The sequence below is a fragment of the Streptomyces sp. WMMB 322 genome (assembly GCF_900090145.1).
GTDB lineage: Bacteria > Actinomycetota > Actinomycetes > Streptomycetales > Streptomycetaceae > Streptomyces.
On the sequence record NZ_FMHI01000006.1, the window covers coordinates 35729 to 55732 of the forward strand.

The 20004-nt window shown below is 68.7% G+C and carries 16 protein-coding genes, 1 pseudogene and 1 riboswitch; of the genes and pseudogenes, 6 read left to right on the top strand and 11 right to left on the bottom strand.

The features are described 5' to 3' along the window. Positions 1 to 100: 100 nt before the first annotated feature. From H180DRAFT_RS11950 to H180DRAFT_RS11965, 3 genes are all read left to right on the top strand, one after another. Positions 101 to 748: a peroxiredoxin-like family protein gene (locus H180DRAFT_RS11950; RefSeq protein ID WP_055486020.1), complete on the top strand. Its 648-nt coding sequence runs from the start codon at positions 101 to 103 to the stop codon at positions 746 to 748. Positions 749 to 1161: 413 nt separating this feature from the next. Next, positions 1162 to 2790: a radical SAM protein gene (locus tag H180DRAFT_RS11960; protein WP_055486022.1), complete on the top strand. Its 1629-nt coding sequence runs from the start codon at positions 1162 to 1164 to the stop codon at positions 2788 to 2790. Continuing rightward, entirely contained in the window at positions 2787 to 3605 is an 819-nt protein-coding gene (locus H180DRAFT_RS11965) for a class I SAM-dependent methyltransferase (protein WP_175437760.1), read from the top strand. The genes H180DRAFT_RS11960 and H180DRAFT_RS11965 overlap by 4 nt, the downstream gene beginning before the upstream one ends. 96 nt (positions 3606 to 3701) lie before the next feature. Here the strand turns inward: H180DRAFT_RS11965 and H180DRAFT_RS11970 are convergent, their stop codons facing one another. The 5 genes from H180DRAFT_RS11970 to H180DRAFT_RS11990 form a co-directional block, all read right to left on the bottom strand. Next, positions 3702 to 5432, bottom strand: a complete 1731-nt coding sequence (locus H180DRAFT_RS11970; protein ID WP_079100050.1) for a PhnE/PtxC family ABC transporter permease — start codon at positions 5430 to 5432, stop codon at positions 3702 to 3704. Then, complete coding sequence (locus H180DRAFT_RS11975) at positions 5429 to 6175, bottom strand: phosphonate ABC transporter ATP-binding protein (RefSeq protein ID WP_055486024.1); 747 nt, start codon at positions 6173 to 6175, stop codon at positions 5429 to 5431. The genes H180DRAFT_RS11970 and H180DRAFT_RS11975 overlap by 4 nt, the downstream gene beginning before the upstream one ends. Beyond that, on the bottom strand, positions 6172 to 7083 hold the full coding sequence (locus tag H180DRAFT_RS11980) for a putative selenate ABC transporter substrate-binding protein (RefSeq protein ID WP_055486025.1): 912 nt from the start codon (positions 7081 to 7083) through the stop codon (positions 6172 to 6174). The genes H180DRAFT_RS11975 and H180DRAFT_RS11980 overlap by 4 nt, the downstream gene beginning before the upstream one ends. 39 nt (positions 7084 to 7122) lie before the next feature. Further along, positions 7123 to 8031, bottom strand: coding sequence for an Rv1678 family membrane protein (locus H180DRAFT_RS11985; RefSeq protein WP_074466756.1), 909 nt, complete (start codon positions 8029 to 8031; stop codon positions 7123 to 7125). A 132-nt stretch (positions 8032 to 8163) separates the two neighbouring features. After that, positions 8164 to 9273 carry a radical SAM protein gene (locus tag H180DRAFT_RS11990; protein ID WP_055486026.1) on the bottom strand — a complete coding sequence of 370 codons (1110 nt, stop codon included), beginning with the start codon at positions 9271 to 9273 and terminating at the stop codon, positions 8164 to 8166. 113 nt (positions 9274 to 9386) lie between these two features. Here H180DRAFT_RS11990 and H180DRAFT_RS11995 point away from each other — a divergent pair, with 113 nt between their 5' ends. The 3 genes and pseudogenes from H180DRAFT_RS11995 (at position 9387) to H180DRAFT_RS12000 (ending at position 10972) form a co-directional block, all read left to right on the top strand. After that, positions 9387 to 10031: a class I SAM-dependent methyltransferase gene (locus H180DRAFT_RS11995; RefSeq protein WP_055486027.1), complete on the top strand. Its 645-nt coding sequence runs from the start codon at positions 9387 to 9389 to the stop codon at positions 10029 to 10031. Positions 10032 to 10078: 47 nt separating this feature from the next. Continuing rightward, positions 10079 to 10225: pseudogene (locus H180DRAFT_RS29110) on the top strand (sodium-independent anion transporter); the annotation flags it as partial. Positions 10226 to 10237: 12 nt separating this feature from the next. Continuing rightward, positions 10238 to 10972 (top strand): polyamine aminopropyltransferase, encoded by a 735-nt coding sequence (locus H180DRAFT_RS12000; protein WP_055486028.1) that lies wholly within the window; start codon positions 10238 to 10240, stop codon positions 10970 to 10972. Between the two features lie 141 nt (positions 10973 to 11113). On the opposite strand, the gene H180DRAFT_RS12005 is transcribed toward H180DRAFT_RS12000, so the two are convergent. The 6 genes from H180DRAFT_RS12005 to H180DRAFT_RS12035 all read right to left on the bottom strand — a co-directional run bounded on the left by H180DRAFT_RS12005 (position 11114) and on the right by H180DRAFT_RS12035 (position 19538). Next, positions 11114 to 11452 (bottom strand): hypothetical protein, encoded by a 339-nt coding sequence (locus H180DRAFT_RS12005; RefSeq protein ID WP_055486207.1) that lies wholly within the window; start codon positions 11450 to 11452, stop codon positions 11114 to 11116. Positions 11453 to 11595: 143 nt separating this feature from the next. Then, a riboswitch (cobalamin riboswitch) is annotated at positions 11596 to 11719 on the bottom strand. Positions 11720 to 12019: 300 nt separating this feature from the next. After that, positions 12020 to 13030: a helix-turn-helix domain-containing protein gene (locus H180DRAFT_RS12010; protein ID WP_055486029.1), complete on the bottom strand. Its 1011-nt coding sequence runs from the start codon at positions 13028 to 13030 to the stop codon at positions 12020 to 12022. A 363-nt stretch (positions 13031 to 13393) separates the two neighbouring features. Next, the gene (locus H180DRAFT_RS12015) at positions 13394 to 13912 is read right to left on the bottom strand and encodes an ATP-binding protein (protein ID WP_079100051.1); all 519 of its coding nucleotides are present in this window, start codon (positions 13910 to 13912) and stop codon (positions 13394 to 13396) included. A gap of 695 nt (positions 13913 to 14607) precedes the next feature. Continuing rightward, the gene (locus tag H180DRAFT_RS12020) at positions 14608 to 14970 is read right to left on the bottom strand and encodes a hypothetical protein (protein WP_055486030.1); all 363 of its coding nucleotides are present in this window, start codon (positions 14968 to 14970) and stop codon (positions 14608 to 14610) included. A 64-nt stretch (positions 14971 to 15034) separates the two neighbouring features. Beyond that, positions 15035 to 16741: an aa3-type cytochrome oxidase subunit I gene (gene ctaD / locus H180DRAFT_RS12025; protein WP_055486031.1), complete on the bottom strand. Its 1707-nt coding sequence runs from the start codon at positions 16739 to 16741 to the stop codon at positions 15035 to 15037. 625 nt (positions 16742 to 17366) lie between these two features. Beyond that, positions 17367 to 19538, bottom strand: coding sequence for a DUF1996 domain-containing protein (locus H180DRAFT_RS12035; RefSeq protein ID WP_254665994.1), 2172 nt, complete (start codon positions 19536 to 19538; stop codon positions 17367 to 17369). Positions 19539 to 20004 lie beyond the last annotated feature (466 nt).

Sequence of the window (20004 nt, forward strand, 5' to 3'; positions counted from 1 at the left end):
GTTCCAAGATACCGCTCCCGCATGGTGACGGAGTCCGGTCGAGGAGCTATCTTGAAACGGTCGTTTCAAGATTTCACCCGGGTCCGTGAGGAGTCCCCCGATGAGCCTCAGTGCCGAGCTGCGCGCCTTCTACGACGCCCGGCAGGAACAGATCCCTGCCGGCATCCGGGAGATCATGAACCGCGCCGGACGGGACCTGTCCGAGTCCGGCCAGGCCCGACGCGCGCTGTCCGTGGGTGCCCGGGCACCCGGCTTCGGCCTGCCGTGCGCCACCGGACGGACCGTCACGCTGGACGGCCTGCTTGCCGAAGGGCCGGTGGTACTGGCCTTCTATCGCGGCGCATGGTGCCCGTACTGCAACATCGCCCTGCGCTCCCTGCAGCAGCACCACGACGCCATCGCTGCGCGCGGGGCCCGGCTGGTGGCCGTCTCCCCGCAGATCCCCGACGAATCCCTGTCCCTGACGGAGAAGCACGAGTTGGTCTTCGACGTCCTCAGCGACATCGGCTCCGACACCGCCAGGCAGTACGGACTCGCCTACGACCTGCCGGGCGACCTGGCCGGGGTCTACGACAAACTCGGCTTCGACCTGAAGCGGGTGAACGGGGGCCACGCACGCACTCTGCCGTTGCCCGCCACCTACGTCATCGACCGGTCCGGCACCATCCAATGGGCCTTCGTCGACACCGACTACACCAAGCGCGCCGAACCGGCCGACATCCTCGCCGCGCTCGACTCGCTGAGCTGACCTCGGCCCGCACGGAGGGCTCATCGGTCAGCGCGTTTGCAGTTCCCGCCCCTCTCGCGGGCCTAGCGTGCGGGCATGAACGCTGCGGTTCGTGGTGCGGTTCGTGGTGCGGTTCGTGTTCGGTGCGCCGTCTGCCGCCACGGCGGCTGCGCAGCCGGCTTCCCTCAAGCCGATGCCCGCGATCGTGACGGCGTACGGGCCGGTCGCCGACGTGGGTGCTGCCCGTCTCGCTGTGGCGCTGGTCGCGGGCGAAACGGTCAGCGGGCTCCGGCTGCCGGCCCGTCCGCGACCGAGGGCGGTCACGCCGGTGCGGGTGTCACCGACGCGGTCGCGCGCCTCCGGCCCGACCCTCCCCGAGCCGGCCGCCCGCCGGTGCCCCGCTGCTCCCGCCCTGACGACCAGGAAGGCCGCGCATGCCTGAGACGCCCCGACGACCCCGGCCGACCGCGGCACGGCACAAGGCAGACCGCGACGAGGTGTTCCTCGAGTTCACCAAGTCGATCTGCCCGCTGTGCAAGACGCCCGTAGACGCGCAGGTCAACATCCGTGACGACAAGGTCTACCTGCGTAAACGCTGCCGTGAGCACGGCGGGTTCGAGGCCCTGGTCTACGGGGACGCCGAGGAATACCTCTCCTCGGCCCGGTTCAACAAGCCCGGCACGATTCCCCTCGCCTTCCAGACCGAGGTGCGGGAGGGCTGCCCGAGCGACTGCGGACTGTGCCCGGAGCACAAGCAGCACGCCTGTCTGGGGATCGTCGAGGTCAACACCGGCTGCAACCTCGACTGTCCGATCTGCTTCGCCGACTCCGGCCACCACGCAGGGGGGTCCTCTAAGGCCGAAGGCGCCGGGGGCGGCTACGCCATCACGCATGAGCAATGCGAACGGATGCTGGATGTGTTCGTGGAGTCCGAGGGCGAGGCCGAGGTGGTGATGTTCTCCGGTGGCGAGCCGACCATCCACAAGAACATCCTCGACTTCATCGACCTCGCTCAGAGCCGCCCGATCAAGAATGTCACCCTCAACACCAACGGCATCCGCCTCGCCACGGACCAGCGGTTCGTCGCCGAACTCGGCCGGCGGAACCAGGTCCCCGGCAAGTCGCTGAACATCTACCTCCAGTTCGACGGCTTCGATGAACGCACCCACTTGGAGATCCGCGGCCGGGACCTGCGTACCTTCAAACAGCGGGCCCTGGACAACTGCGCGGACAACGGCCTGACCGTCTCCCTGGTCGCCGCCGTCGAGCGCGATCTGAACGAACACGAGCTCGGCGCGATCATCGAATTCGGCATCGACCACCCGGCAGTGCGTTCAGTGGCCTTCCAGCCGGTCACTCACTCCGGGCGGCATGTGCCCTTCGATCCGCTGAACCGGCTCACCAACCCCGACGTGATCAAGCTGATCAATGCCCAGCTGCCGCAGTGGTTCCAGAAGGGTGACTTCTTCCCCGTACCCTGCTGCTTTCCGACCTGCCGCTCCGTCACCTACCTGCTGGTGGACGGCCCGCCCGGGGACCGCACCGTCGTCCCGATCCCGCGTCTGCTGAACGTGGAGGAGCACCTCGACTACGTCACCAACCGGGTCATGCCCGAGGCGGGCATCCGCGAAGCGCTGGAAAAGCTGTGGTCCGCCTCGGCGTTCATGGGCACCGAGACGACCGAGGAGAAGCTGCGAGCCACCGCCGAAGCCCTGGACTGCGCAGACAACTGCGGCATCGACCTGCCCGCGGCGGTGAAGGACCTGCGCGAGAAGGCCTTCATGATCGTCGTGCAGGACTTCCAGGACCCCTACACCCTCAACGTCAAGCAGCTGATGAAGTGCTGCGTCGAGGAGATCACCCCGGACGGCCGGCTCATCCCCTTCTGCGCGTACAACTCCGCCGGCTACCGCGAGAAGATCCGCGCACAGATGTCCGGTGTCCCCGTCGCCGACGTGGCGCCCAACGCTCTGCCGCTGGCAGCACAGCTCACCGACACCCCCTACGGTTCCAAGACCGCCCTTCACACATCCGCGACCGCCGGCGAGGAGGGCCCGGGATGACCGACCAGCGACCCGGCCCTTCCGCCGTGTCCGGCGACGGGCTCAAGGACTGCTGCGCGGCCGCATACTCCTCCGACGTGGTCGCCCTGCTGCTCGGCGACTCCTACCATCCTGGCGGCACCGCCCTCACCCGGCGCCTTGCCGAGGGCCTTCGGCTCACGGAGTCGGGCCGCGTACTCGACGTGGCCTCGGGCCGCGGCACCACGGCTCTGCTCCTCGCCGACACCTACGACGTGCGGGTGGACGGCGTGGACTACTCCCCGGCCAACACCGCCTTCGCCCAGGGCGCCGCCTCCACCGCGGGACTCGGCGACCGCGCCGCCTTCATCACGGGTGACGCCGAGGGCCTGCCCCATCCGGACGGGATCTTCGAGGCAGTGGTGTGCGAGTGCGCCCTGTGCACCTTTCCCGACAAGGCCCGGGCCGCCGCCGAGTTCGCCCGCGTCCTGGTCCCCGGCGGCCGGGTCGGAATCACTGACGTCACGGCCGTCCCCGACCGGCTCGCGCCGGAACTGACCGGTCTTGCCGCGCGAATCGCCTGCATCTCCGACGCCCGCCCGCTGTCCGAATACTCACGGATCCTGGCCGCCGCAGGACTGCGTACGGTGCGCACCGAGCGCCACAACCAGGCGATGACCCGCATGATCGACCAGATCGAGGCGAGGCTGAACCTGCTGCGGATGACCGCCTCGGCCAAGCTCACCGCCGCGGGCGTCGACCTGGACGCGGCACCGGCCGTCCTTGCCGCCGCCCGCACTGCCGTCGCCGACGGCACCCTCGGCTACGCCCTGCTGATCGCCGAGAAGTCCCCCTGAACGGCACGGCAGAGGAGGCCGTCATCATCGGACGGGACGGCGCCGCGGAGCGCACCCCGTGCACGTCGGAGGGGCTGAGGTCGTCGCGGCGCGGATTCAGGCCCGCAGCGTGCGCCGCACCCGCCGCCCGAGCATCTCGACGGCGAGGCTGACCAGCAGCGAGGCCAGCAGAACGCCGGTGACCACGGGGTAGTCGAAGGCTGCGAGACGGTCGGTGAGCAGTCGGCCCAGGCCCGCGGCTCCGACGGCACCGACGATGGCGGTGTCCCGCACGCAGATCTCGAACCGGTAGAGCGTGTAGGTGGTCAGATGGTTGGCGGACGGCGCGGTCATGGCCGCAACGGCGGAGACGACGCGTGACGTGCCGGTGGCGCGCAGGGAGTTCCGGGGGCCCAGGTCGATGGTCTCCCAGGCTTCGGCGACCAGCCGGCCGAGGATGCCTCCGGTGTAGAGCCCCAGGGCCAGGGCCCCGGGCAGTACGCCGGGGAAGAGCCCGAGGAGGGCGACGACGGCCCATACCGTCGGGGGGATCGATCGCAGCACCAGGAGCAACAGCCGGGTCACCCACCACACGGCTCTCCGGCTCCAGGCCGCCGGACCGTTCCGTTCGGAGCGCGGGCCGGCGGCCCAGGGCCCCACGGTAAGAGTGATCAGTACGGCCACTGTCATGGCGAGCACTGCCATGGCCAGCGTATCGAGGGTGGCGCCGGTCAGGACCGGCCAACCGCCTTCGGGAAGTTCGGGCGGCCAGAGGTCCAGGAGCAGGCGTGCGCCGAGGTCTTGGGTGCGCGCGGAGGCAAGCCCGGCCGGTGAGAGGCCGACCCACCACCACGCGGCCACCATCGCCGGTGCTGTCAGGATCAGGGACCAGCGGGTCGGACGGGACAGGCCCTGCGGCGGCCGGCCCTCGTCGCGCGGGCGTTTCCGTCCCACCGACCAGTCGGCGCAGGTCACCACTGCGCCGTCGGATCGGACGCGGGTGCTCCACAGTTCGACCGCGGCCGCGAGCAGCAGCAGGGCCGCGACCAGTGTCCAGACCTCGCCCCAGTTGCGGGACTGGAGGCTCACGGAGAGTTCGAGCCCCAGGCCGCCGACGCCGGCGACGCCGAGTACGACGGCGGATCGCAGTGCGCATTCGAAGCGGTAGAAGGAGTAGGACAGCAGCAGTGATGCCGTTGCCGGAATGAGGGCGTAGGCCAGCGCGGGACCAGGGCGGGCGCCTGCGGCGCGGAGGGCACGCAACGGCGCGTCGGGCACGCTGTCGAAGGTCTCTCCGAAGACCTGGGCGCTCTGCGCGCCGAAGGGCAGCGCGAGAGCCAGGACCGCGACGAGGGGGTCGAGGCCGAGCACGCTGACCAGGAACAGCGCCCACACCAGCTCATGGACCGAGCGCACTGCCACCAGTACGCCGCGCAGCGCAAGACGTATTGCACGGACCGGCCACGGCGGCGACGCCTCCCACGCCGCATCGCTGAGGATCAGCCCGCCGGCCAGGCCCACGACCAGCGCTCCCGCTGTGCCGAGCATGGCCAGGGCCAGTGTCGTCGCCGTCGCTTCGAGCACCACGGTGAGGAAGCCGGCCTCGAGGGAGGGGTGCAGCGTGGTGGCAGCGAGGTCGTCGAGCAGGGACAGGCCGCCTCGGTTGACCAGCTCTCCCCCGGCGGGAAGCGCGCGCTGGACCGCCCAGGCCAGCAGCCCGGTTACCGCTGTCAGCCAGGCGAGCCGGCGCAGCATCACCGCCCGGCCGCTCACGGCCTTGCGCCCCGGCGGACCCGTCGAGGACGCGTCGCTCGGCGCTGGTGGCAGAGCGTCGATTTGGAGCGTCATGTGAGCGCGTAGAGATCGTGCAGGGCCGTGTCGCCGACGTCGGCGGCCGGGCGGTCGAACACGATCCGGCCCTCGCGCAGACCCACCACACGTGTGCAGTGCTCACCGGCGAGTTCCGGCTGGTGGAGGCTGACGACGAGCGTCCGTACGGCAGGCGAGGTGCCGAGCAGGCCGAGGACGCCTTCGGCACGTACGGGGTCGAGGCTGGAGACGGGTTCGTCGGCGACCACCAGCTCAGGAGCCTGCACCAGGAGCCGGGCGATCGCCACCCGCTGCCGCTCGCCGCCGGAGAGACGTTCGGTGCGTTCGTGGAGCGCCCAGCCCAGGTCGACACGGTCGAGTGCGTCCCGTACGACGCCGAGCGAGCGCGGCCAGACCAGCGAGGCCAGCGCGCGGGGGGTGCTCCACTGGCCGAGCCTTCCCGCGTTGACGTTGTGGAGCACCCGGACCTGCTCGATCAGGGCGAGATCCTGGCTCACGGAGCCGATGCGTCGCTGAAGCATCCGCCGCCGCGGGCCGGAGAGGAGCGCGGGGTTCTCGCCGAAGACCTCGACGCTGCCCGTGGTCGGCTCCAGCGATCCGTTGAGCAGGGCCAGGAGCGTGCTCTTGCCGGCGCCGCTGGTGCCGAGAACTGCCACGCGCTCACCGGCACGGATCGTGAGGTCGACATCGTGCAGCGCCCGGTGGCCGCCGAACGTGCGGCCCGCACCTCGGAGCCGGATCACCGGCGACGCGTCGGTCACCGCAGGAGCCCGAGGTCGCGGGCGGCGTCCTCGACCCGGCCGTAGGCGGAATTCCCGGCCCGTACGAAGGACTTGGCTCCGAAGAGTTTCAGCAGCTTCGCGTCCTCGGCGTCGTCCCGGTCGAGCCCCAGGAGCAGGTCGAGGACCTTCTTGCGTGTGCCGCTGCCGAAGGTCTTGTCGAGGTCGGGGCGTGCCAGCCAGTGGTAGTCCGGGTAGCCGGGGGTGCGCCACAGCACTTCCACGTTGCTCAGATCGACGTCGTCCGCCTCGGCGGTGGCGTCCCAGACCTGCTCGTTGACGGCACCCGCTTCGAAGCTGCCCTTGGCGACGGCCTCGATCGTGGCGTCGTGCGAGCCGGAGAAGCCCGGCGTCCCCCGCAGGTCGCTCTGCTCGAGACCGGCCTGCCGCATGAAGTACTGCGGCATGAGGCGGCCGGAGGTGGATGTCTCGCTGCCGAAGGTGAAGGTGTGCCCTTCGAGGCCGCGCAGGCCGTCCTGCGATGTGAACGGCCGCAGGCCGGAGCGGCGGTTGGCGATGAAGAGGCTGTGGAAGTCGGGGTCGATGTCGCGCTGGGCGATGGCGTCGGCGCCGGGGGTGCGCTCGCGTGCCTGCACGCCGGTCAGACCGCCCATCCAGGCCAGGTGTATGTCGCCGATCTCGAAGGCCCGTACGACGGCGGTGTAGTCGGTGACGGGACGGTAGGCGACCTCGAGCCCGGTCGCGTCGGCGAACCGCTCGGCCACCGCCGGGTAGAGCCGGCCCAGCAACTCCGGGTCCTGATCGGGGATGGCGGATATCCCCAGTTGCCGCCCGTCCGAGCCGCCTCCGTCTCCCCCGCCGCAGCCGCCCAGCAGTGTCGCGCCGGCGGCGAGGAGCAGCGTGCGGCGGGTCATCGGTCTCACGGACATGGGCACTCCCTTGATGCGAGCCGGATGATGAGCGGGACGTCACTCGCGGGGCGAGGCCCGCCCCGGAGCACGGCCGGCCACCGCGGCGACCAGCGCGACGGTCAGCAGGAAGGCCGCGGACGTCGCATTGCCGCCCAACAGCGGGTCGCCGAAGCCGACCTGGATGTAGAGGGTCGCTGCGGCCGCGGCGGCGACGACGGCCGCCACCCGCCCGGCGAGGGCCTTCCCGCTGAGGGCGGAGAGCAGCAGCAGGCCGCCGGCCAGGACCAGTACGAGTCCGCCGATGACGTTGTATTCGCCGAGGCTGAGCGACGGATCGGCCGAACCCAGGGCTTCACCGCGGGGGTTGAGGGGATCGCCGGCCGAGAGGATCACGCCGACGACCCCGGTGATCAGCGCGATCGCGCCCCAGATCCGGCCGAGGGTGCGGGCCGAGCCGGTACCGGCGCGTACCGCGTCGAGCGCGAACACCCGCCCCGCCGAGGAGAACAGGACGGCCACATGGGCGCCGATCATCAGCCAGTACGCCCACGGCCATTCGTGCGGGCCGTAGGCGACCGAAAGGCCGATCGCCAAGGACTGGAGGACGCCGAGCGCCGCGGCCACCCGTACCCAGGCACCCGTCAGCAGCAGCACCGCCAGGGCGGTCTCGACGATCAGCACCCCCCAACCGAAGATCACGATGTTGGGCAGTACGAGCTCCTCCACGACCCAGCTGTACGGCGGGAACACCGGGTGGCTGACCGCATAGGACGTGAAGTGATACAGCCCGCTGTCGGTGTCCTGCCCGAAATCCGGGGGACGCTTCCACGCCACGTTGTAGAGCCACATCAGACCGAGCAGGACGCGGAGGAAGGCGGCGGCAACGGCCTGCTCGCGCCGTACCTCGTCGGTCGCGGGACCGAGAAGCCAGCGTGGCAGCGTCGTCCTGGGCTTCGTGGCCGTCACCCTTGCCTCCTTCGTCTGCTCTGCCTTCGTGTTACCGGCCGCCCCGGCTGCCGCCGCCTGTCACCGTCGAGCGCCGGAAACGAACTGTCAGCGAGCAGGCGGGAGTTGACTCGGCGAGACCGCGGGACCGGGTCAGGCACAGCGGAAGACCTCCCGTCCCGTACGGGCGGCGGCGTCCTGGACGGCGAGCGTGTCACGTACGACGCCGAACACCTCGGCGAGCGGCAGCGGTGCGTCGGCGATCCGCAGATGCGGGTTGGTGACCGCCACCGGGTGCCACCAGGCGCCATCCGCGGTGAGCGTCGGCTCGGGCTCCAGATTCTCCAGCGAGACGTGCACACCCTGATCGGCGAAGCCTTCCTGGGCGACCGGCCGCACCACCCGGTCCGGCGAGGCGATCCCCAGTTCGTCCAGCCGCCTGTGCAGAGCTTCGACACCTTCCGGGTCCTCGTCGTACAGCGTTGCGGCCACCCGCACCCGGAACCCGAGTGAACGGGCCAGCTCGATCCCTTCGAACGCCCGCGACCACGATCCCGTACCCCGCTGCCGGTCGTGCAGTTCGGGGGTGGCCGAGTCGAGACTGACCTGGAGCACCACGTCACGGTCGAGGTCTTCGAGAGTCTTCCGCCGGCTGCCCCGCGCGAAGATCATGGCATTGGTCAGCACGGTGCGTTCCAGACCGCCGGCCGCCGCGACGAGCGAACCCAGCTCCGGATGCATGAAGGGCTCACCGCCGGTCAGGAACACCTCGCGACCGCCCTGTGCGGTGAACTCCTCGAACACCGCGTCGGCGACAGCCGGCTCGAAGCGCCGCGCGGCGGCCCTGGGCGAGGACTCGGCGCAGCAGTACGCGCAGGCGAGGTTGCAGTCGAAGTTGGTGTAGATCCACAACCGGCGGCCCACCGGCGTCCGCTCGCCCTGGCTGAAGACGGTCGCGGACCGGGCCGCCGACTGAGCGCTCCTGCCCGCCTTGCTCACCGCGAACCACCACGGGCCCCCGTCCGACTCGGCGACCTCCGCGACGACGTCATGTCCCACGAGCCCGGCCCATGCCGGCAGATCGGATACGACACTGACCTCCGCGCTGCGCACACCGAGCACCTGTCCCGGCTCGAGCCGCCGCATCGCGCGCGTGATCAACAGCAGCAGACCGCTTCCGCAGTCCATGTCGCCGCCGTCGACCACCGTCTCCACCTCACCGAGGGAACGCGGCGTCCGATCACCGTCTGCCAGCTCGACCATGGACGTCACCGTAGCGACGAGACCGGACGACCAGCAGGGAATCAGTCCTTACGGAACGATGACAACACCTTGCGAGGACCCGGGCCGGACCCCGGCGGCCTACCATCGGAGACATGACCGACCACGGCGCAGGGCGCCCCGAGGACGCAGCCGCCCGGACGGAGTTCTGGGAGGGCGTCCACCACAGCAAGGACGTCGACGGCGTCTCCTGGTGGCAGTCGGTCCCGGGACTCTCCCTCGGCCTGGTCGACGACACCGGCCTGGGTCCGCACGAGCCGATCATCGACGTGGGCGCCGGCTGGTCGACGCTCGTGGACCACCTGCTCGAACGGGGTTACCGCGACCTGACGGCCATCGACCTGTCGGTCACCGCGCTCCAGACGGTCCGTGACCGGCTCGGCCCCGCGGGCAAGGACGTCCAGCTCACCATGGCCGACGTACTCGACCTGGACATGGGCCGTCAGTACGCGCTGTGGCACGACCGCGCCGTCTACCACTTCCTCACCGAGCCCGAGGAACGCGACGACTACCGCGCCTCGCTGGAGCGTTCACTGCGACCGGGCGGCTGGCTCGTCGTGGCGACCTTCGGACCGGACGGACCGACCACATGCAGCGGGCTGCCGATCGTTCGCTACACCCACGCCCAACTCGCCGACCAGTTCCCCGGCTTCCAGCTCATCGACACCGCCGGCGAGGACCACCTCACCCCGTGGGGTACCTCCCAGCAGTTCACTGCGGTTCTGCTGCGCCGCACCTGAACCACTCGCCTGTCGAGGCGCGGGGCACCTGACTGGACCTGGTCAACGTCTCAGGCGTGGTCGATCCCGACGGCACTCAGGCCGTCCACGCGGTCACCGGCGAGTTGTTCTTCGCCTCCTCCAACGACCTCGACCACCAGTTCGACTACAAGGGCGATCCCGACGAGGTGGTCATCGACCTCTCCGACGCCCACTGAGGAGACTCCATGAGCGCGCGTTTCGAAGAGCTCGACTGGCGACCGACGCCCATGGGCGACATCAGCCTCCGGCGCCGTAGAGACCCAGCCACAGGCTCGGACATCTTCGAGGTCAAACTCGGTGACGAGTTCCTCATGTCGAGCCTTTTCACCGCCGGAGAGGCCGCGCTCGCCCGACTCGGGCTGGCTCAACTGCCGGAGGACGGACTCGACATCGTCGTGGGCGGCCTCGGCCTCGGCCACACCGCCGAGACGGTGCTGAAAGAGGCGCGCGTACGGTCGCTGACGGTCGTCGAGGCACTCGGAGAGGTGATCGAGTGGCATGAACGGCACCTGGTGCCCCTGGGGCCTCGGCTTACTGCCGATCCGCGCTGCCGACTGGTCGCGGGCGACTTCTTCTCCCTGGCGCAGAGCGCGGACGGACTCGATCCGGACCTGCCCGGGCGCCGCTTCCACGCCGTCCTGCTGGACGTCGACCACTCCCCGAGCCACGTCCTGCACCCGAGCCATGCGCCCTTCTACCAGCCGCAGGGGCTGCGGCAGCTGGCCGAAAGACTGCACCCCGGCGGCGTGTTCGCGCTGTGGTCGGACGACCCGCCGGAGGAGAGCTTCAACTCGGCGCTCGCGGAGGTCTTCGCAGAGTCCGCCTCACACGTCGTCACCTTCGGCAACCCGCTGCACGGCGGCACGTCCTCCAACACCGTCTACGTCGCGCGCACCTCGGCGCATGCCCCGGAGCCGTGAGGCGGACCTGCGCCTGAGTGCCCGCTGGGCGACGCCGACTGTCCACTTGCTCCATGTGCGTCGCAGCGCGGCGCAGCACATACGGCCGGCTCCGGCATGTAACCGCTCACGTGCGTCATCAGGGCGGCTGACCTGGCGCTTTCATGGAGCGGGCCGGGCAGGCGCCCGTCGCGGCGGCGTGATGAGGTGCAGGTCGAGAATCTCCGGACGGGGAGCGACACCCGGGCCGCCCGACCGCACCCAGGCCGTGGCGTCCTCGGTCGCGTCCGGGCTGTTGACCAGCCCCAGCCAGACGGGTCGGCCGCCGGCGGCACGGCCGTCGGCGGAAGGCTGTACGACGATGACGTTGGCCTGGTCACAGACGTCCAGACAGTCGGACACGCGAACAGGCGCCTCTTCGCGCAGGCGAGCCGTCTGCGCCGCGTGATCCAGACCGGTCACCTTGGGGCTGCCGCAGCAGCAGTCCCGGCACACGACTATCCGGCACGGAGCAGGGCCGGCCGTCTCCGCTGCCGCCGCTGCCTCCGCTTCGTCGGATGTCTCATCGACCGATGACTCGGGCACGCCGAACCGTTCCTCTCTCCGGGGAGATCCGCCCCGGCACGTCGAGGTGGCGACGGCGTGAGTCTCCTGGCTCCCGGGTCAAGGCTCACCCCGGCCTTCCCACCCGCCTCGGGCAGTGGCCTGTCGGGGATCCGCTCGCCGGTCACAGTGGCGGGACCGCGCCGGATTCACACCGGCTTCCTCGGACCGCCGTCGCCATGACGTCGGCCATCATTCCATCCACGTGCTGACCGTCCCCGAAGGGCACCGCCGGTCCCGGCGTGCTCACTCCCCCCTCTGACACCCCCTGGCATCCGCTGCTCGCGGGGAGGCCCGGCTGGTCCGGGACTTCGACGAGGGGCTGTGGCAAGCGATGCGCAGCAGCGGGAGGGCGCTTCCGGGCAGACGGGTACGTCCCGCCTTTCATGCCGCTCGGCCGCTGCCGACAAACGGGCATGCGCCGCTGCTGCGGCCCCGGTTATGCGCCCTGGGACGGCTGCGCGGTCAACGGGAGTCGGGACTGCCGCGCGGCGTCTGAGCGTCTGCGGTGTCAGTGTCCGTCTCGTGCCGCATTTCGCGCGGGCTCATCCCGAAGCGTTTCCGGAACGCGGTGCTGAGGGCGCTCGGTGACGAGAAGCCCGACGCGTATGCCAGGTCCGTGATGGTCACGTGCCGATAGGCGGGATTCTGCAGGCGTTCCCGTATCAGCCTGAGGCGCTCCTCGCGGATCAGCTCCCGGGGCGTGGTGCCGGCGTGCTGCAGTGCCAGCTGAATCTGCCGCAGTGACCATCCCAACGCACGTGCCACCGCCTCGCCGTTCAGCCCCGGGTCGCCCGCGTGCTCGCGCACATGGCGGCGCACCACCGCCTCCACCTCGGCCAGATGCTCCGGCGCATCCGGACGGTCGTCGCCCGCGGCAAGCATGCACAGCAGCTCGACAATCCGGTCGGACACCGCATCGAACTGGCTGGCGGTGAGCGTCTCCCGTACCTCGTGGAGGCTGGTCACCATGTCCCCCACCACGCGGCCCAGGCCTGATGCCAGGTCAAGTCCCGCGGTCACCGGTGACTTCCGGTTCAGCCGGCTGTCCACCTCGTGAGCAGGGATCGTCATGCTGAGTCCCTCGTAACGATCGTAGAGAGTCTGGTACGACCCGTTCACAGGGATCAGGCCCGCGGTCCCGGGCACCATCTCTGTTTCCTCGCCGTCCTGGCGGTGCACGGCCCTTCCGGACAGCATGATCACGAACCGGTAGTCCTCGTCCGGGTGCCGGCGTACCTGCTGCGGGGTCCGGAGGTATCCGAGCTTGTCCGACCAGCACTTCGCGAGCTGATAGGTCCCCGTCTGCTGTCGGATCGTTCCGGCGCGGAAGGAGTCGCCGTGCGGGAATCTCAGGTCCATCCGACAGTGGACGGACGAGACATGATCGGTCCAGAAGTCGGCGCGCTCACGTGGCGCCACATCCCCGATCGACGACGAGTCGACCACATAGGTCCCTCTGGTCCTCTCAAACACCCTTCATCGCTCCCTCACTGTCTTTGACCTGGTGATGGAAGGGGTGTTCGCCACAGCACCCGGCCGGCAGGACCGTGGCAGAAATCACAGCGGCAGCGTAGTGCCGGGTTTCCGTCGTGTCCGCCGAATCCGACGGAAGTGGCTACGCGATGTGCTCCCCGGCCCGGAGTCCGGGGATTCGGCCTGGGTCGTCCGACCCTTCCGGGTCACGTCTTCCGGAGGCCTGCCGCTTCGTACCGGAGCCGGCTGTCGCAGCAGGTCGAAGCCGGCTTTATCGTTGTCGGCTGTCTGCGACAGTCGGCGACATCACGCGGTGAGACTCGGCAACCCGAACTTGGCACCGCTGCCCAGGGATTGGCGCCCTCATTCGGCGTGACGGCCCGGCTGGGGGTGTGGAAGCCGTCCGGGCGCAGGCCGGTAGGGGAGGTCGGCCCATGTCACGCTGCCTTGACCGTTCTCACGGGCCCGGACTCCCCATGTTTCCGAGAAGGCCTTGACCAGGAGCAGTCCGCGCCCGCTCTCCTCTTCGAAGTCGGCAGACCGCAGGCGCTGTTCCCCCGACCGGCGCCCCTCGTCTGCGACCTCGACGCGCAAATGCAAACCGGTCACGCGCAGTCCGCAGCCGATCTCCACGCTGTCGGTGTGGAGCACGGCGTTGGTGAAGAGTTCGGAGATCACTAACTCCGCGTCCGTGCGCACGTCTTCATGAGCACCCCACTCACGCAGTCGCGACACGACACATCGCCGTGCTTCGGAGACGAAAGCGTGGAGCGCCGGCAGCTGAAAGGCGTCCTGGAGGGTCAAAGGGGCTGCCTTACGGGGCTGTGCCGATCGTGGACCATCGGGAGAAGAAGCCACGGCGTGAATTCCAGGATCAACCATGTGCGTCGTCGTCAGCTCGGCCGCACTGAAGCGCGGGTGTGAGCAGGGAATTCACGGACCGGTCCGGCCAGGGCAGATGACGCGTTCCATCAGACCCGGGTCGGGTCTCGGGACGGGGGCCGCAGACGTCGGCGCCCGTCGCATCGCGGGCGAAGACGCGAAGGGGAACACCGTCGTCCTTGCCGGAGATCACCGCAAGGTGGGCTCTGCCGGGCAGGTGGGTGCCGAGTTGGAGCGGGAACCGGTCGACTGCGCGTGGATGAGGAGTACCGGCCATCACGGTGTCCTTGAAGGTCGATGGGGAGCAACCACCCGGCGGCACAAGGGCAGTTGTGATGCGGAGGCCTGCCCCGTTGCCATTGCTCCATGGATGAGTCTGATTCAGTTGCCCGCCCTGCCGCCTGCAGCGCAGCAGGTACCGGGAAGGTAAAGCGGAATGGGACTCTCGTACTTCTGTCTGCACGCAGAGAAAGTTTCCCCAGTACGCACGGATCGCCGGACCGGTGCTCCTCCACCGTGCAACCCGTCCCGACGTCGCGGCGGTCGACTGAGCCGATGCGGCCCGGAACAGACTCAGCGCCCTGCCTCGGGCTCGGTCCGGCTTCGCCGGAGGCCGGAGTCACACCCCCGGGCGGGATATCCGGAAACCGCCGCCGGACGGTCACGGCCGAGGAGACGCGCGCCGGTTGGCTTCCTCAGCGGTCGAGCACCAACACCAGATTCAGCACGCTCACGCTTGTGGCCACGAGGAGCAGCGCGGTCACCTTGCACAGCAGACCCCGCCGGAGTTTCTCGTACCGGTCTGCGTATTCCCGTTGCAGTTCGGTGCCGCGTCGTCTGATGGTTTTCAGCATGCGCCGGGTGAGGTCCAGACGGTCTGCCGTGTAGATGCGCACGACTTCTTCGTACTGAGCCTCCGTCAGCCACGGCAGGAGGTCGGCGAAGGCCTCGGCTTCCGCGCGTGCCGTGCGCCGGTAGGTGTGCGCCATCAGGTAGCCCTCGATCTGGCGGAGCCCCGAGACGGCCGCCTCGCTTCCCTCACTGTCAGGGCGGGTCACGGCTTGCGCCCTTCCCTTGCCGGTGGTGGGGCGGAGCAGGTGACGACGGGCCGTCCGCCGGACGTCATGAGCGAGATGCTCCGTCTTCGGGTTCGATCACATCTCTTCCGCCCGCCCTGTACCGCTCGTCCATGGTCCGCATCGCAGGGTGGTGCAGGTCGAACGCCGGTGATTCGGAGCGGACTCGTGGGAGCTGGCAGAAATTGTGCCGTGGCGGGGGGCAGGAAGTGGCCCACTCCAGCGACCGCCCGTATCCCCAGGGATCGTCCAGGACGGTCTTCTCGGACGAGTGCGCGGTTTTCCAGACGTTGTACAGGAACGGCATCGTGGAAAGCCCCAGGAGAAAAGCGCCGATGCTGGAGACCGTATTCAGTGCGGTGAAGCCGTCAGCGGCGAGGTAGTCGGCGTAGCGGCGGGGCATGCCTTCGGCGCCGAGCCAGTGCTGAACCAGAAAGGTCGTGTGGAAGCCCACGAACAGGGTCCAGAAATGGATCTTGCCAAGGCGCTCGTCGAGCATGCGGCCGGTGAACTTCGGCCACCAGAAGTAGAAGCCGGCGAACATCGCGAAGACGACGGTGCCGAAGACGACGTAATGGAAGTGGGCGACGACGAAGTAGCTGTCGGTCACGTGGAAGTCCATGGGCGGGGAGGCGAGCAGCACGCCGGTGAGTCCGCCGAAGAGGAAGGTCACGAGGAAGCCCACGCTCCACAGCATCGGCGTCTCGAATGACAGCGAACCCTTCCACATCGTGCCGATCCAGTTGAAGAACTTCACCCCGGTGGGCACGGCGATGAGGAACGACATGAAAGCGAAGAACGGCAACAGCACCGCTCCGGTCGGAAACATGTGGTGAGCCCAAACCGTCACTGAGAGCCCGGTGATGGCGATGGTGGCACCCACCAGGCCGACGTAGCCGAAGATGGGCTTGCGGCTGAAAACGGGAAGGATCTCGGTGATGACACCGAAGAACGGCAGCGCAATGATGTAGACCTCGGGATGCCCGAAGAACCAGAAGAGATGCTGCCACAGCAGAGGCCCGCCGTTTGCGGCGTCGTAGATGTGGGAGCCGAACTGCCGGTCAGCCTGAAGCGCGAACAGTGCGGCGGCGAGGACCGGGAAGGCCATCAGCACCAGAACACTCGTGAGGAGTACGTTCCAGGTGAAGATCGGCATCCGGAACATCGTCATTCCAGGCGCCCGCATGCAGATGATTGTTGTTGCGAAGTTGACCGCCCCGAGGATCGTTCCGAAACCTGACAGGGCCATACCCATGACCCACAGATTGGCGCCCATGCTGGGCGAGTGCTGGCTGTCCGAGAGGGGCGTGTAGGCGAACCATCCGAAGTCGGCGGCGCCTCCGGGCGTGAGGAAACCGATGATTGTGATGAGACCGCCGAAGAGATAGAGCCAGTACGACAGCATGTTCAGCCGCGGAAAGGCCACATCAGGGGCCCCGATCTGCAACGGCATGATGGCGTTGGCGAAGCCGGCGAACAGCGGAGTGGCGAAGAACAGCATCATGATCGTGCCGTGCATCGTGAACGCCTGGTTGTACTGCTCGGCGGAGATGATCTGCATTCCCGGTCGGGCTAGTTCCGCTCTCATCACCATCGCCAGGAGCCCGGCGAAGAGGAAGAAGACGAAAGCGCTGATCATGTACAGCGATCCGATCTTCTTGTGGTCCGTGGTGGTCAGCCACGTCACCAGCACCGCCCCAGGGGTGCGTCTGGTGACCCGCTCCTCCTGAGGCTCGGTCAGTACGGCAGCCATGGGACGTTCCTTCCGATTCAGGTGGACCAGGTAAAAGCCCCCGGCAGGCTGCTGGACCGGGAGATCCTTGAGCAGGGGCCGGCACGGCGCAGACCTTTCGTACCGTCCTCTGCGTCTGAACGGACGCTTTAATCCCTTCGTGGGCCCGGCACGGACCGACGGTTACGTTCCGCGCACCGCGCTCGACGGCTCCCGCCGGTACGGGTGCAGGGCACGCGTCGTGCGAACTCCGTTGCCGGGTGCTCACTTGTGTCGGCCTGCTGGACGGCCCGGAACGTCAATCGTGAATTCGCGGAGACCGGACCGGACGGGTAGCCGGGCCACTTCGTTGACGGCGAGGCCGTAGTGATGCACTGCGGACTCGTACTCGCTGCGTGTGTGCCGGCCGAAGCGGTCGCAGCAGGGCGCCGTGAGGACCAGGTCCATTCACGTTGCATGACCGGACCGGCGCGGAGTGCTCTCCATGTGGGCGAAGCGCAGACGACGCGGACGCCTGCGGGCGCATGGCGAAGGCCATGGGCCGGTCCTATTGGACGCACCAGGTATTGGACGCACGAGGTCCCGTACCCGCTCGCGGTGAGCGGGTACGGGACCTGGGCGTTCACAGCCGCTGGGTCACGGCGATTCAGCGCCGGGCAAGGTGCCTGCGACGCAGCCACCACACCTGGGCGCTACCGGCAGCCACGACTGCGGCCGCGATCCCGATGATCAGGCCGAGCGGGGTGTTGGAGCCGGTGCCTGCGAGGTCGCCGTCCCGGTCCTTCGCCAGCTGGGCCGACTCGTCCGCTTCCGGGGACGGATCATCCCGGTTCACGGCTGCAGGCGTGGAGTTGCCCGCCGCCGAGTCCGATGCCGAGGAGGAGTCGTCCCGGTCCTCGACCGAGGGCTCGGAGTCGTCCGGCTTGGAGTCCGACGGAGTGGAGTCCTCCGGCTTGTCGTTGTCCGGCTTCGAGTTTTCCGGCTTCGAGTTTTCCGGCTTGGAATCCGACGGGGTGGAGTCCTCAGGCTTCGAGTCCGACGGAGTGGAGTCCTCCGGCTTGTCCTCCGGCTTCGACTCGCCCGGCTTGTCGTTGCCCGGCTTCGAGTCGCCCGGGGTGGAGTCCTCCGGCTTCGAGTCCTCCGGCTTCTCGTCCGGCTTCGAGTCGCCCGGCTTCGAGTCCGTTCCCCCTCCGCCTTCTTGGCCTTCTCCGCCTTCCGTGTCCTCGGACTTGCCCGGGCAGTCCTTGTTCTCGTTGATGCAGTCCACGGCTTCCTTCATCAACTTCGTGGGCATGACGTTGATGAAGTCGCTGTGGTCGGTGATGGGCTTGTGCAGCTGCTCCGGGAAGGAGTCCACCGCGAACGGCGTGTCAGCGTCGAGCAGGTTCTTCTGCGGGATGTCGTACTTGATCGTCTGCTGAAGCTGCGGGACGTTCTGGAAGCCCTGGGGGCAGTTGCCCTCGTCGTCCGAGAACTTCATGTGGTCGCGGTGGTTGCCGCTGTCCGTGTTCTGACCGTCCCAGCAGTTCTGGAACTTGAACGTACGGATGGTCGCGCTGCCCTCGGGGCAGATCGGGTACTTGTCCTCCAGCTGACGGTCCTCGAAGCCCTCGCAGCTCCACGAGGCGTTGGCGTTCTCGTCGCCGTTGGTGAAGGACTTCGCGTCACCGGTGATGATGCGCAGGAAGCGCGGCATCTCGACGACCTGGTCGGCACCGCCGGAGGTGAACTTCAGCGTGGCGTCGGGCTGGAGGATGCTGCCGATGTTGAGGTCGTTGGCACCGCCGTCGCCGGGCTGGGCGTCGGCCCCGTCGCCGCCACCCACCTGGTCTTCCTCGCCCTGGCCCTGGTCCTCGCCCTGGCCCTGGTCCTCGCCCTGGTCCTCACCCTGACCTTGGTCCTCGCCCTGGCCCTGGTCCTCACCCTGACCTTGGTCCTGGCCCTGGTCCTCACCTTCGGCCGGGGGCTGCTCCTCGGCCGGGGGCTGCTCCTGACCCTGGTCCTGGCCCTCGGCCGGGGGCTGCTCCTGGCCCTGGTCCTGACCCTGGTCCTGGCCCTCGGCCGGGGGCTGCTCCTGACCCTGGTCCTGGTCCTGGCCCTGGTCCTGACCGGCGTCGTCACCGGTCCGCTGGCCCTGCGGCTTCTCCTGGCCCTGGCTGCTCTGCTTCTGGACGTCGCCTTCCTGTACGGCGCCCCGCTGGTCCTCGTTGCCGTCCAGTGAACGGATGACGGGCCAGTAGTGCGTCGACTGGTCACCCTTGGCGCACGTGGTGCGGGCTGCGGCGAGGGACTCGTCGCTGGAGGCAGCGTTGGTGTCCTCGTTGCCCACGTAGTCGTGCACGTGGTGTGCGCCGTTCAGAACACCCGGCGCGGCGATCACGTTGTCCGAGTTGAAGTGCTCTTCCTCGTTGTTGCCGCACTTCGTCTCGAAAGTGCCGCCCGGGTCCTCCTCCTTCGAGGCGTTGGGCTCGACGTCTTCGATGTTGACGAAGTCGGCGGCGACCGGGCCCTGGATCTGCCGGCCGTCCTCGTCTCCGCCGTCCTGGCCTTCCTGGGTGGCCTGGTCCTGCATCATCTGGCACTGGGCCATGGACTCCAGATCACCGGGGGCCTGGCCGCCGGCGTTCCTGATGTCCTGCCCCATGCTCCGGATGGTCTCCGAGCGCTGCTGCCTCAACTGGCCGAGCGTCTCCTCGGAGGTCTGCTCCTGGGAGTTCCACTGGCCGTAAGCCTGCGCGACCTGCTGGTCCAGAGTGGCGAGCTTCTGACCCACGGGTTCCTTGGCGCCCTTGGGCACCTGGCCCAGTGCAAGGCTCACATCAGGACAGTCGATCGTGCTGGCGGCAGGAGCAGGGGCTTCGTTCGATCCCGCGAAGGCGCTCACGCCTATCGCCGCCGCGCCGCCGCCACCAACCACCAGCGCTGCGACGATCGCTACCGTTCTGTTCGCCGTGCGCGAGCGTCTGTGGCCTTCACTTCTCATATAGCTTCACTCCACTCATTTCGCCTCATTCAGCGCCTCGAATTTCTCGCGCCCCGTGCCCTCCGGGACCGTGAAATGATCAAGGGAAATGGCGTTGGCCCGGGTCGTAGCGAATGACAACACCATTGAATTGCAGGTCTGATCGCGTACAAGGCCTAGGCCTACAAGGCCCGAAGACGGCCGTGAGCCTAGCGCAGCCTCTTCACGAAGATGGAGTTCTCGTACTGATGGCACAACTTTGTCGTGACCGTGGTCGATCCCGTGCGGACGTCCTCCATCGTTCTGAGTACACCACCGAGAG

Bases quoted from the DNA above. Each gene is read 5' to 3' on its own strand.
- H180DRAFT_RS11995 (WP_055486027.1), top strand. From the start codon at position 9,387: ATGACCGACCACGGCGCAGGGCGCCCCGAGGACGCAGCCGCCCGGACG.
- H180DRAFT_RS12000 (WP_055486028.1), top strand. From the start codon at position 10,238: ATGAGCGCGCGTTTCGAAGAGCTCGACTGGCGACCGACGCCCATGGGC.
- H180DRAFT_RS11965 (WP_175437760.1), top strand. From the start codon at position 2,787: ATGACCGACCAGCGACCCGGCCCTTCCGCCGTGTCCGGCGACGGGCTC.
- H180DRAFT_RS11960 (WP_055486022.1), top strand. From the start codon at position 1,162: ATGCCTGAGACGCCCCGACGACCCCGGCCGACCGCGGCACGGCACAAG.
- H180DRAFT_RS12015 (WP_079100051.1), bottom strand. From the start codon at position 13,912: ATGGTTGATCCTGGAATTCACGCCGTGGCTTCTTCTCCCGATGGTCCA.
- H180DRAFT_RS11980 (WP_055486025.1), bottom strand. From the start codon at position 7,083: ATGTCCGTGAGACCGATGACCCGCCGCACGCTGCTCCTCGCCGCCGGC.
- H180DRAFT_RS11970 (WP_079100050.1), bottom strand. From the start codon at position 5,432: ATGACGCTCCAAATCGACGCTCTGCCACCAGCGCCGAGCGACGCGTCC.
- ctaD (WP_055486031.1), bottom strand. From the start codon at position 16,741: ATGGCTGCCGTACTGACCGAGCCTCAGGAGGAGCGGGTCACCAGACGC.
- H180DRAFT_RS11950 (WP_055486020.1), top strand. From the start codon at position 101: ATGAGCCTCAGTGCCGAGCTGCGCGCCTTCTACGACGCCCGGCAGGAA.
- H180DRAFT_RS11990 (WP_055486026.1), bottom strand. From the start codon at position 9,273: ATGGTCGAGCTGGCAGACGGTGATCGGACGCCGCGTTCCCTCGGTGAG.